General features: G+C 74.8%; 9 protein-coding genes and 1 rRNA gene. 6 read left to right on the forward strand and 4 right to left on the reverse strand.

The window, feature by feature from the left end; all coding sequences use genetic code 11:
• Nucleotides 1–30 precede the first annotated feature (30 nt).
• From ACF1AK_RS25555 to mtrA, 3 genes are read right to left on the reverse strand one after another with little or no spacing between them, the layout of a single operon-like run.
• The gene (locus ACF1AK_RS25555; RefSeq protein ID WP_391501138.1) at nucleotides 31–1941 is read right to left on the reverse strand and encodes an LpqB family beta-propeller domain-containing protein; all 1911 of its coding nucleotides are present in this window, start codon (nucleotides 1939–1941) and stop codon (nucleotides 31–33) included.
• Complete coding sequence (gene mtrB, locus ACF1AK_RS25560; protein ID WP_391501139.1) at nucleotides 1916–4054, reverse strand: MtrAB system histidine kinase MtrB; 2139 nt, start codon at nucleotides 4052–4054, stop codon at nucleotides 1916–1918. Before mtrB ends, ACF1AK_RS25555 begins: the two co-directional genes overlap by 26 nt.
• Nucleotide 4055: 1 nt before the next feature.
• Entirely contained in the window at nucleotides 4056–4733 is a 678-nt protein-coding gene (gene mtrA / locus ACF1AK_RS25565) for an MtrAB system response regulator MtrA (protein ID WP_030061806.1), read from the reverse strand.
• A gap of 286 nt (nucleotides 4734–5019) precedes the next feature.
• Between mtrA and ACF1AK_RS25570 the strand changes: the two genes are divergently transcribed.
• The 6 genes from ACF1AK_RS25570 to ACF1AK_RS25595 all read left to right on the forward strand — a co-directional run bounded on the left by ACF1AK_RS25570 (nucleotide 5020) and on the right by ACF1AK_RS25595 (nucleotide 10966).
• A complete protein-coding gene (locus ACF1AK_RS25570) occupies nucleotides 5020–6219 on the forward strand; it encodes a hypothetical protein (RefSeq protein ID WP_391501140.1) in 1200 nt (399 codons plus the stop codon).
• Between the two features lie 5 nt (nucleotides 6220–6224).
• Complete coding sequence (locus tag ACF1AK_RS25575; RefSeq protein WP_391501141.1) at nucleotides 6225–6896, forward strand: DUF4129 domain-containing protein; 672 nt, start codon at nucleotides 6225–6227, stop codon at nucleotides 6894–6896.
• A complete protein-coding gene (locus ACF1AK_RS25580; protein WP_391501142.1) occupies nucleotides 6893–8125 on the forward strand; it encodes a DUF4350 domain-containing protein in 1233 nt (410 codons plus the stop codon). Before ACF1AK_RS25575 ends, ACF1AK_RS25580 begins: the two co-directional genes overlap by 4 nt.
• A 134-nt stretch (nucleotides 8126–8259) precedes the next feature.
• Nucleotides 8260–9189: a MoxR family ATPase gene (locus ACF1AK_RS25585; protein WP_350545028.1), complete on the forward strand. Its 930-nt coding sequence runs from the start codon at nucleotides 8260–8262 to the stop codon at nucleotides 9187–9189.
• Nucleotides 9190–9253: 64 nt separating this feature from the next.
• Nucleotides 9254–10564, forward strand: coding sequence for a DUF58 domain-containing protein (locus ACF1AK_RS25590; protein ID WP_391501143.1), 1311 nt, complete (start codon nucleotides 9254–9256; stop codon nucleotides 10562–10564).
• 57 nt (nucleotides 10565–10621) lie between these two features.
• Complete coding sequence (locus tag ACF1AK_RS25595; RefSeq protein ID WP_391501144.1) at nucleotides 10622–10966, forward strand: hypothetical protein; 345 nt, start codon at nucleotides 10622–10624, stop codon at nucleotides 10964–10966.
• Nucleotides 10967–11035: 69 nt separating this feature from the next.
• Here ACF1AK_RS25595 and rrf read toward each other — a convergent pair.
• Nucleotides 11036–11128 (reverse strand): 5S ribosomal RNA (rrf, locus tag ACF1AK_RS25600); the annotation flags it as partial.

Raw genomic sequence — 11128 nt, forward strand, 5'->3', positions numbered from 1 at the left:
ACCCCCGCGGGTCCCGGCCCGGGCGGCCGGTCAGCCCGGGTAGATGAACGAGGAGACCCGGTACAGCAGCCCCAGCTCCCGCCACTGGCTGTTGACCAGCCGGTACGGCTTGCCCTGCGCCCCCTGCAGCGCCAGCACCGGAGGCACCAGCGGCGTGCCGCCGTTGCCGTTGCCCCGGTACTCCGACGCGGCGACCGTGGTCATCTCGCCGCCGCCGGGCAGCCGCGCGTCGGGGTTCGGGGAGCCGTCCGTGCTGACGTAGTGCAGCTGCTGCAGCTTGTCCTTCTCCTTGCCGAGCACCAGCAGCTGGTCCGCCTCCGCCCAGGAGACCGAGACCACCTCCTCGAAGGCCGGGTTGGCCAGCCGCAGACCGGTGATCTTCGCGCTCGGGGCGTCCTTGGTGCCCTCGTGGACGAGCAGCCCCAGCCAGAGCGAGTACCCCTTGCCGTCGTCCTTGCCGTCCTTGCCGTCCTTGAGCAGCAGAGCCACCCGGGCGCCGTCCGAGGAGACCTTGATGCCCTGCACCGAGCGGCCGTCCAGCCGCTCCACCGGCACCTCGACGACCTTCTTCTCGCGGACCAGCAGCACCTTCGGGCTCTGCGGGTCGCGGTCCACCACGTAGAGGTCGCCGCGCCCGTCCCAGGTCGGCGAGGCCAGGCCGTCCTCCGCCTTCGTCCCGGGGCGGGACGGGGTGGTCAGCACCGGCGGCGGCATCGTCGCGCCGGCGCCGTCCGTGAACGGCACCGTGTAGAGCTGGTGGCCGTCCCCGCTGATCGCCGCGGCGTGCTCGCCGTCCCGGGCCACCGCGATCGTGCCCAGCCGCCGGCCGGACGGCTGCGCGCGGCCCAGCGGTCCCTGCACCGGCACGCCGTCGCCGTCACTGCCGCGCGACTCGTACAGGGCGCCGTCGTCCTCCCGCTGGTAGAACTGCCGGGTCGCCATCCGCCCGGCCAGCGAGCCGGGCCCGGTCACGGGCTCGTCGCCGCGGCTCGCCTGGCAGGCGGGGCCGCCGCGCGTGCCCTTGAGCTCCAGCTGGTCGATCTGCCCGGTCCCCTGGTCGGCGAGGGTGTAGAGGAGCTGGGTGGCCATCCGCCGGCAGGTGGTGAGGCTGCCCAGGTCGACGTCGGCGAGCGTCACGTGCCCGGTCTGGTTGCCGTCCAGGGTCACCGCGTGCACCTTCGCGCCGTCCGGGAAGGCGGAGCGGGCCACCGGGGCGAGCCACTTCGAGGGGCCGGCGACCAACGCGTTGGCGGCGGAGCCCAGCGGGTCTATTCGGCGCCGCAGGTAGATCGGGTCGGCGATCAGCACGTCCTGGTTGGTCACCGACCCGACCGACGCGGCGGAGGGGTCCGGTGCCGCGTAGAAGAACCGGTCCACCTGGCGGTAGCTGTTGCGGAAGTTGGCCTCGTTGAGGATCAGCCCGTCGGGCAGCTTGTCGATCCGCCACTCACCGCCGGCCTTCTCCCGCACGAAGGAGAAGTCGATGCGCAGGTCGCGCGGCGCCTCGGTCCTGAACGAGTGGCGCTCGTCCACCTCGGCCACCAACTGCCCGAGGAGCGGGATCGAGACGTCCATGTCGGACTCGGTCACGTTCACCTCGGGCCGGGTCGGCGTGCCGCCGAGCACCTTGACGCCCGTCTCCGCGTTCCAGCGCGCCGCCGCGGCCGGCGTCAGGTACTTGCGGGCCGTGCCGTAGTCGTCGTCGGCGGTCAGCGCGTCCAGGAACCCGGCCAGCAGCTCCTGCGGCCTGGCGCCCTTGGTCGGCTCCACCGGGAAGACCCTGACCTGGAAGTTCTTGTCCGCCGGGCTCTTGGACAGCTCGATCTTGGTGACGCCCCCGGAATCCGGCATCGCCGCGCAGCCGCCGGCCAGCAGGGTGCCCAGCAGGGCACCGGCCACCCCGGCCAGCCGCGGTTCAGTCCTGCCGCTGGTCCTTCGCACCCTGCGACCCCTCCGTGTCCGTTCCACCCGTGCCGTCCGCCCCGGCGGCACCGTCCGGCCCCGCGGTCCGCTGCGCCACCGACGGCCGGCCCGGCGCGGTGTCCACCATGACCTGCGCGCCGGTGGCACCGTACCCGGAACCGGCCGGGCGCACGTCCGACGGGTCCGACCGCGGGCCGTCCGGCAGCCGCCGGCCGAGACCCGGGCCGATGCTCAGGACACCGCCGAGGCCGCTGCCGAACCCGCTGCCGGAGGCCTCCGGGGTCTCCGGGACGCCCGTCTCCTCCACCGCGGCCAGCGCGGTCGAACCGGACGGGCGGATCGCCCGCCGGTACGGCGTCCCGTACGTGCCGAGACCACGGTTGTTGCGCGAGTCCTCCGGCTCCAGCCGGAACGGCGCCCGGCTGATCTCGCCGCCGCGGGTGCGCGGCAGGGTGAGCCGGAAGTGCGAACCGCCGCCGGGCTCGCCCCAGGCCTGGAGCCAGCCGCCGTGCAGGTGGGCGTCCTCGACCGCGATGGACAGGCCCAGGCCGGTGCCGCCGGTGGTCCGCACCCGGGACGGGTCGGCCCGCCAGAAGCGGTGGAACACCCGGGACGCCTCGCCCGGCTTGAGGCCGATGCCGTAGTCGCGCACGCCGACCGCGACCGCGCCGTCCTGCGAGCCAAGCCGGACCACGACGTCGCGGCCCTCGCCGTGCTCCAGCGCGTTGACCACCAGGTTGCGCAGGATGCGCTCGATGCGCCGGGAGTCGACCTCGGCCACCACCGGCTCGCCGTCGCCGCGGATCACCACCGCGCTGCCCTTGGCCTGGGCCAGCGGGTCGGCGGCCTCGACCACCCGGCCGACGATCTCGCGCAGGTCCACCGGCTCGGCGTCCAGGACGGCCGCGCCCGCGTCGAAGCGGCTGATCTCCAGCAGGTCGGCGAGCAGCGACTCGAACCGGTCCAGCTGTCCCTGAAGCAGCTCGGCGGAGCGGGCCGCCATCGGGTCCAGGTCCTCGCGGCTGTCGTAGATGAGGTCGGCGGCCATCCGGACGGTGGTCAGCGGGGTGCGCAGCTCGTGCGAGACGTCCGAGACGAAGCGCCGCTGCACCCGGGACAGCTCCTCCAGCTGGCGGATCTGCGCCTGCAGCGCGTTGGCCATCCGGTTGAACGATTCGCCGAGCCTGGCGATGTCGTCCGTGCCGGTGACCTTCATCCGCTCCTCCAGGTGCCCGGCGGCCAGCCGCTCGGAGATCCCGGCGGCCATCCGGACCGGGGTCACCACCTGGCGCACCACCAGCCAGGCGATGCCGCCCATCATGATCACCACGAACACGCCGGCGGTCGCCAGGGTGCCGGTGATCAGATTGAGGGTCTTGGTCTCCACGCCGAAGGAGAAGACGTAGTACAGCTGGTAGCTGGTGCCGTCCGGGCCGTAGAACTGCTGGCCGAAGACCAGACCGGGCTCGGTCTTCCCGCTCTCCGAGCGCTGGATCCGGGTGGGCTGGCTGAACGTCTGGCCGGCCTCCTGCGCGACCTTCGCCCTCAGCGCGGCCGGGACGCTGTCCGGCGAGATGTCGCCCGAGTAGCGCGGACCGAAGCTGGTCCGGCCCGACTGCACCGACTGGCCGCTGCCCGGCAGCATCGCGATCACCGAGAAGACGTTCTGCCCGCTGGCGGCCAGTTCGCCGACCTGCCGCAGCAGCCAGGTGCCGGACTCCTCCGCGGTCAGGTCCGCGGCCGCGCCGCCCCGCAGCCGCAGGTCCTTCGCCTCGTCGATCTTCTTGAGCTCGGTCTGGAAGCCCGCGACCGCCTGGTCGCGCGCCGCGGCCCGCTTGGTGTCCAGCAGCCCGGTGCGCACCTGCGCCACCACGACGACCCCCAGCACCAGCACCACCAGGACCGACAGCAGCAGCGTCGCCGCCACCACCCGCAGCTGGATCGACCGCCGGTACAGCGCCGCCACCCGGTGCACGGGGCGCCGCAGCTGACGGCTCACCAGCGCGAACAGCGCCGCCGGCCCGCTCCGCCGGCGGCTGCGGACGGTCGAACTCAGCACGTCTCCGCGCACGGCGGAACCGCCCCCGTCGGTCTCGGCACCCGCCGGGGTCTCGTCGGACTGGTCGCTCACGTCAGCTGGGCCCGGCCTTGTAGCCGACGCCGCGGACGGTCACCACGATCTCGGGGCGCTCCGGGTCCTTCTCGATCTTGGAGCGCAGACGCTGCACATGGACGTTCACCAGCCGGGTGTCCGCCGCGTGCCGGTAGCCCCAGACCTGCTCCAGCAGCACCTCGCGGGTGAACACCTGCCAGGGCTTGCGGGCCAGCGCGACCAGCAGGTCGAACTCCAGCGGGGTCAGCGGGATGCCCCGGCCGTCCCGCTTCACCGAGTGGCCGGCCACGTCGATCACCAGATCGCCGATGGTCAGCTGCTCCGGCGTCGGCTCCTCGGCACGGCGCAGCCGGGCACGCACCCGGGCCACCAGTTCCTTGGGCTTGAACGGCTTGGTGACGTAGTCGTCGGCGCCCGACTCCAGACCCACCACGACGTCCACCGTGTCGGTCTTGGCGGTCAGCATGACGATCGGGATCCCGGACTCCGCCCGGATCTGCCGGCAGACGTCGATGCCGTCCCGGCCGGGCAGCATCAGGTCGAGCAGGACCAGATCGGGCTTGGTCTCCCGGAACGCGGCTAGTGCCTTGTCCCCGTCGGCGACGAAAAACGGCTCAAAACCCTCACCACGCAGCACGATGCCGAGCATCTCGGCCAGTGCGGAGTCGTCATCAACGACGAGGACGCGTCCCTTCATGGCTCCATCCTCTCATTACCGGATTGTGACCTGCCGCACAGCAGTCCCATTGCTCCAGAACGGCCAACTGGCGGCCCGGCGAATTCCGGCCATACCGGGCGAAAGGTCCGGCCCCACCCACCTCCGGAGCCCCCCTCGGGGCCCACCGGCCGTCCACGCGGCGGCCGTTGCCGTTCAGCAACCGGCTCCCCCTGGGGCGCGTCCGGGCACCATGGCACGATGGGCGCTGCGCCCTGGTGAAGATCCACCCGGCGCCGCGAACCCTGACGCCCTCCGAGGAGCAGTGATGACCGACACTCCGGGCTGGGCCTCGCCCGGCTCGCCCGAGCCGCCCCGCGACGGTGTCCGGCCCCCGGCCGACGCGCCCTCCGCCGTGCCCGGCCAGTCGGCACCGCCCCACGACGCCCCGCCCGCCCGGGGCACCGCCCCCGGCGCACCGCAGCCCCCCTACGGGCAGCAGCCGCCGTACGGACAGCAGCCCGCCTACGGGCCGCCCGGCGGGCCCTACGGCTGGGGAGCGCCGCCCAGCCCCAAGCCCGGCGTCATCCCGCTGCGCCCGCTCGGTCTCGGCGAGATCCTCGACGGCTCCGTCTCCACCGTCCGCAAGCACTGGCGGGTCGCCCTCGGCCTCTCCTTCGGCGTCGCCGTCGTCCAGCAGGGCGTCGCGCTCGGCGCCCAGCTCGCCGTCCAGGGGGACACCGGCGAGCTCACCCCGGTCCTGACCTCCCTGGTCAGCATGCCGCTCGCCTGGCTGCTCGGCGTGATCGCCTCGGCCCTGCTGACCATGGTGGTCAGCCGCGCCATCCTCGGGCAGTCCGTCACGCTCCGGGAGGCCTGGCGCGACGCCCGGCCCCGGATGCTCCAGCTCGTCGGCCTCACCGTGCTGAACGGCCTGATCCTCGGCGGCATCGTCCTGCTGGCCTGCGCCCCGCTGATCGGCTACGCCGTGGCCGGGGCGGAGGAACCGGGCATCACCTTCCTGCTCGTCGTCGTGGGCCTGCTCAGCCTGCCCGTCGTCGTCTGGCTCGGGATCCAGCTCAGCCTGGCCGCGCCCGCGCTCATGCTGGAGAAGCAGGGCGTCATCGCCGCCCTCTCCCGCTCCCGCCGCCTGGTCCGCCACTCCTGGTGGCGGATCTTCGGCATCACCCTGCTCAGCCTGGTCATCTCCTGGATCGTCGCCAGCGTGATCAGCACCCCGTTCACGGTCGTCGGCATGGTGCTCGGCTGGGGCGACCTCACCAGCCAGCTCGACGCCGGCGACAGCGCCACCATGCCGACCGCCATGCTGGTCACCCTCGCCATCGGCGGGATCCTCTCCTCCACCGTCACGCTCCCCTTCACCTCCACCATCGGCGTGCTGCTCTACGTCGACCAGCGGATCCGCCGCGAGGCCCTCGACATCGAGCTCGCCCGCGCCGCCGGCCTGCCCGAGTACGGCGGCACCGGCTGGGGCGACCAGGCCGGCCCCGCCCCGGCAAGGTTCTGAGCCCGGTGCCGGCCTGGGGGGAGATCGTCGTGCTCGCGGCCGGAGCCCCGGTCACGACCCCGCGCGACGCGGCCCGTGACGCGGCGCGCGACGAACTGGTCAACGCGGACTACCACCGCCACGACCCGAGCATCCAGCAGCGGATCTTCGACTGGATCATGGAGCGCGTCGACGACGCGCTCGGCGCGCTCGCCGGCGGCGGCACCAGCGGCACCACCGGCCTGGTCCTCTTCCTGGTGGTCGCCGCAGTGATCGGCGCCGCCCTCTGGTGGCGCCTCGGCGCGCCCCGGCGGGCCGCCCGCACCGACCTCGGCGTGTTCGGCGGCACCGGCCCGCGCAGCGCCGCCGAGCACCGCGCCGACGCCGAACGGCACGCCGCCGCCGGCCGCTGGGCGGAGGCCGTCCGCGAACAGATGCGCGCCCTGGTCCGCGGCCTGGAGGAACGCACCCTGCTCGACCCCCGCCCCGGCCGCACCGCCGACGAGGCCGCCGCCGAGGCCGGCCGCGCGCTGCCCGGCCACGCCGCCGCCCTCACCGCGGCCGCCCGCACCTTCGACGACATCGCCTACGGCGAGCGCACCGCCGACCAGGCCGCCTACCAGCTGCTGCGCGACCTCGACCGGGCCCTCGAACGCACCCGCCCGGTCCTCGCCCCGGCCGCCGGAGGAGCCGCATGACCAGCGCCACCCCCGCCCCGCCGACGGCGCCGCCCACCGCCGCGCCCGCCCCGGCCTCCCCGGCCGCCACCAGCCTCGCCCCCACCGGCCGCGGCCTGTGGCGACGCGCCCGCTGGTACCTGCTCGCCGTCGTGCTCGCCCTGCTCGCCGCCGTCGTCCTCGCCGCCGCCAAGGACGAGCGCCAGTACCCGCCGCTGGATCCGCGCTCCTACGAACCCACCGGCAGCCACGCCGTGGTCGCGCTGCTCGAACGCCAGGGCCTCAAGGTCGACGTCACCCCCGACCCCACCGGCCGCCCCGCCGGCGCCGACACCCTCGTCCTGCCGGAACCCGACCTGCTCAGCCCCGAGCAGCTGGCCGCCGTCGCCGCCGCCCGGCACGCCCGGCTGGTCCTCGTCTCCCCCGGCCCCGCCGCCCTCAGCGCGCTCGCCCCCGGCGTCCGCATGTCCGACGAGAACGGCGGCATCCCCTACGCCCGCGTCCACAGCACCGACCCCGGCTGCTCCCTGCCCGAGGCCGTCCGGGCCGGCAGCGCCCACGTCGGCGGTCTGCTCTACACCTCCGGCAGCCGCGGCGAGGGGTGCTACCCGCGCGGCCACGGCTACCCGCTGGTCTCCGTCCCCCTCGGCCGCGCCACCGACGTCGTGGTCCTCGGCAGCGGCGAGTTCCTCACCAACCAACTGCTCAAGAAGGACGGCAACGCCGCCCTCGGGCTCGGCCTGCTCGGCGCCCAGCCGCGCGTCACCTGGCACCTGCCCGACTACACCGCCCCGGTCGCCGAGGGCGGGCGGAAGAGCTTCCGGGACTTCGTCCCCGAGGGCTGGACCTGGGCCGGCTACCAACTCGCCGTCGCCGTCGTCCTCGCCGCGCTCTGGCGCGCCCGCCGCCTCGGCCCGGTCGTCAGCGAGAACCTGCCCGTGGTGGTCCGCGCCTCCGAGACCACCGAGGGCCGCGCCCGCCTCTACCGCCGCGCCAGGGCCCGCGGCCGTGCCGCCGACGCCCTGCGCCGCGCCGCCGCCCACCGCATCGCCCCGGCCCTGGGCGTGCCCCCCGTGGCCGGCGCGCCCGACCCCACCGCCCTCTGCGCGGCCGTCGCCGACCGTCTCCCCGAGTGGTCCGCCGGGGACGCACGGGCCCTGCTGTACGGCCCGCCCCCGACCGACGACGCCGCGCTGCTGCGGCTCGCCGACGACCTCGACGCCCTCGAAAGGCAGGTACGCAAGCCGTGACCGAGAAGGCCACCACCCAGCTCCGCATCACCCCCGGCACGGCACCCGCCACCCCCGGCAGCACCGTCCCCGGCGGCACCGCGTCCGACAGCGCGACGTCCGGGGACCCGCGCCTCGGCGACCCCCGCGCGGCGCTGACCGCGCTGCGCGCCGAGATCGCCAAGGCCGTCGTCGGCCAGGACGCCGCCGTCACCGGCCTGGTCGTCGCCCTGCTCTGCGGCGGCCACGTGCTGCTCGAAGGCGTCCCCGGCGTCGCCAAGACCCTGCTGATCCGCACCCTGTCCACCGCGCTCAGCCTGGAGACCAAGCGCATCCAGTTCACCCCCGACCTGATGCCCGGCGACGTCACCGGTTCGCTGGTCTACGACGCCCGCACCGCCGAGTTCTCCTTCCAGCCCGGCCCGGTCTTCACCAACCTGCTGCTGGCCGACGAGATCAACCGCACCCCGCCGAAGACCCAGGCCGCCCTGCTGGAGGCCATGGAGGAGCGGCAGGTCACCGTCGACGGCGAACCGCGCGCGCTGCCGGTGCCGTTCCTGGTCGCCGCGACCCAGAACCCGGTCGAGTACGAGGGCACCTACCCGCTGCCCGAGGCCCAGCTCGACCGCTTCCTGCTGAAGCTGATCCTCCCGCTGCCCGACCGCGACCAGGAGTTCCAGGTCCTCGCCCGGCACGCCGCCGGCTTCGACCCCCGCGACCTCACCGCCGCCGGCGTGCGCCCGGTCGCCGGCCCCGAGCACATCGCGGCCGCCCGCGAGCAGATCGCCCGGCTGACCGTCTCGCCCGAGATCCTCGCCTACATCGTCGACCTCTGCCGGGCCACCCGGCAGTCCCCCTCGCTCTCCATCGGCGTCTCCCCGCGCGGTGCCACCGCGCTCCTCGGTGCCTCCCGCGCCTGGGCCTGGCTGGCCGGGCGCGACTACGTCACCCCCGACGACGTCAAGGCGCTCGCCCTGCCCACCCTGCGCCACCGCGTCGCCCTGCGCGCCGAGGCCGAGATGGAGGGCGTCACCGCCGACTCCGTCATCCAGGCGGTGCTCGCCCAGACGCCCGCCCCGCGCTGAGCCGGCCCCGCCCGCTCGCCCCTCCGGCCGGCCCACCACCGGCCCCGACGAAGGAACGCACCGCATGGCCCTCACCGGGCGAACCGCCCTGCTCGCCGCGCTCGGCGCCCTCGTCACGGGCCTGCTGCTGCCCTCCTGGGCCGGGATCGGCGCCGTCACCGGCGCGGTCCTGCTCGGCGTCGTCGTCGACCTGGTGCTCGCCGCCCCCGTCCGCAGCCTGCGGATCACCCGGGGCGGCGACACCACGGTCCGCCTCGGCGAGAGCGCCGTCGTCGAACTGACCGTCACCAACCCGGCCGGACGGCCCCTGCGCGCCCGGATCCGCGACGCCTGGGCCCCGTCCGCCTGGCGGCCCGGGACCGGGACCGCCGCCTCCCGGCACACCCTGCGGGTACCCGGACACGAGCGACGCCGCGTCACCACCGTCCTCACCCCCACCCGCCGCGGGGACCACCACGCCCACAAGGTGACCGTCCGTTCGCTCGGCCCGCTCGGCCTGGCCGGCCGTCAGGGATCCCACCTCGTCCCCTGGACGGTCCGCGCGCTGCCCCCGTTCGCCAGCCGCAAGCACCTGCCGTCCCGGCTCGCCCGGCTGCGCGAACTCGACGGCCGGACCTCCGTCCTGACCCGCGGCCAGGGCACCGAGTTCGACTCGCTGCGGGAGTACCTGCCCGGCGACGACGTCCGCTCCATCGACTGGCGGGCCAGCGCGCGGCGTCACACCGTCGCCGTCCGCACCTGGCGCCCCGAGCGCGACCGGCACATCCTCGTCGTCCTGGACACCGGCCGCACCTCCGCCGGCCGGGTCGGCGACGCCCCCCGCCTCGACGCCTCCCTCGACGCCGCGCTGCTGCTCACCGCCCTCGCCACCAAGGCCGGCGACCGGGTCGACCTGCTCGCCCACGACCTGCGCAAGCGGGTCTCGGTGGCCGGCCGCTCCCCGAACGAGATCCTCCCGGCCTTCACCAACGCGATGGCCGTCCTGGAGCCCGCCCTCTACGAGACCGACATGCGCTCGCTGGTCGCCACCGCGCTCACGATGGCGCCGCACCGCTCGCTGATCGTCCTGCTCACCGGCCTCGACGCGGCCCCGGCCGAGGACGGCCTGCTCCCCCTGCTGCCGCTGCTCACCAAGCGCCACGAGGTCGTCCTCGCCTCCGTCTCGGACCCCCACCTCGACGAACTCGCCGCCGGCCGCGGCACCGTCGAGGCCGTCTACGGCGCCGCGGCCGCCGAGCAGACCCGCGCCGACCGTCGCCGCACCGCCGACCGCCTCACCCGCGCCGGCCTCACGGTCATCGACGCCCCGCCCGCCTCGGTCGCCCCCGCCCTCGCCGACACCTACCTCGCCCTCAAGGCCGCCGGCCGCCTCTGAGCCGGCCGTCAGGGCCGGCGGGCGCTGTCGTCACACCCCCTCAGTACGCTCGCGTCCATGAGCGTCTCCATCTATTACTCCGCACGTCGCGCCACCCCGCTGACCGAGGCCGAGACCGCCTCCGTCGAGCAGGCTCTCGCCGCCCACGCCGCTTCGTTCCCCTTCTCCGACGAGGAGGGCGTCGCCCCGTACGACTACGACGAGACCGAGCCGGACGAGCTCGTGTGCGGGGCCACGAAGCTGCCGTCCGACCCCAGCCGGCTGCTGCCAGTGATGACCGAGGTGCTGAGCACCTTGAGCGCCTTGCGCCGGGCTCTGCCCGGAACGGAATGGGACGTGCACATGGACGACCTGGACGTCCCGTGGGACGAAGCCGACGGCTACGCCTTCCCCGGCATGTGAGTCCACGGACTGCACGGTGAACGCAAAGAACCCCCGCCGGAATACCGGCGGGGGTTCTTCTCACAATTTGTTCGGCGGCGTCCTACTCTCCCACAGGGTCCCCCCTGCAGTACCATCGGCGCTGTGAGGCTTAGCTTCCGGGTTCGGAATGTAACCGGGCGT

The organism is Kitasatospora sp. NPDC015120 (genome assembly GCF_043080305.1).
Lineage (GTDB): Bacteria > Actinomycetota > Actinomycetes > Streptomycetales > Streptomycetaceae > Kitasatospora.